The sequence below is a fragment of the Pseudoalteromonas sp. NZS11_1 genome, assembly GCF_015864275.1.
Taxonomy (GTDB): domain Bacteria; phylum Pseudomonadota; class Gammaproteobacteria; order Enterobacterales; family Alteromonadaceae; genus Pseudoalteromonas; species Pseudoalteromonas arctica.
Genome location: NZ_JADYXK010000069.1, coordinates 1 through 642 on the forward strand (window position 1 = coordinate 1; position 642 = coordinate 642).

The window sequence follows — 642 nt, forward strand, 5'->3', positions numbered from 1 at the left end:
ATTTAATTGCCGCTGAATATGTTGCGCGTTTTGATTTCGTCATTTTTTCACCCAAATTTGTATGCTTAATTAGCATAACATTTCTTTCTTAATGGGTGGCCAAAATCACTGTACCACTACAGCCGTATGTAAAAACGAATTTCTTAGAGCATAAAGTGTTTTAGTATCTTGATCATTATCTTGGAAACCACAAAAGTAGTATAGAGATTTTTTGATTGAACTTGCGTTCCCCTGACTATATTCAGGAATGTCTTTTCGCGAATAACAGAAGCCAAGTTGATCTAAAACAGTAAATGCTGCAGCTACAGGTAAGAAGTTTTGAGAGTAACGTTGAAATTTCGCGTGTCTAATCTCATTTATAACTAAAGGTAATGATGATTCTAGAAGTGCATCTTTTATTTCATTATATGAACCACAATTTAAATGAACATAAGCTAATTCGTTTAATGATAATTCTTCCAGCTTTTTATTTTTAATTGATTGAAAATAGTCGATACTCTGCATAACTTTCCTTGTAAATCTAACGAGCCTGTAGATTAACTCGTTTTTAAATTTGTTTTTATTGATAAACAAACCATAGCTGAGTTCCTATTTTGGTTCAATTGATTACTGTATTTTTACGCAGAATATAGAAGTGTTTGA

The 642-nt window shown here is 31.5% G+C and carries 1 protein-coding gene; it reads right to left on the bottom strand.

The features are described from left to right. Nucleotides 1-105: 105 nt before the first annotated feature. Nucleotides 106-504 (bottom strand): hypothetical protein, encoded by a 399-nt coding sequence (locus I6F44_RS19520; RefSeq protein ID WP_197174413.1) that lies wholly within the window; start codon nt 502-504, stop codon nt 106-108. Nucleotides 505-642 lie beyond the last annotated feature (138 nt).

Bases quoted from the DNA above. Each gene is read 5' to 3' on its own strand.
- I6F44_RS19520 (WP_197174413.1), bottom strand. From the start codon at position 504: ATGCAGAGTATCGACTATTTTCAATCAATTAAAAATAAAAAGCTGGAA.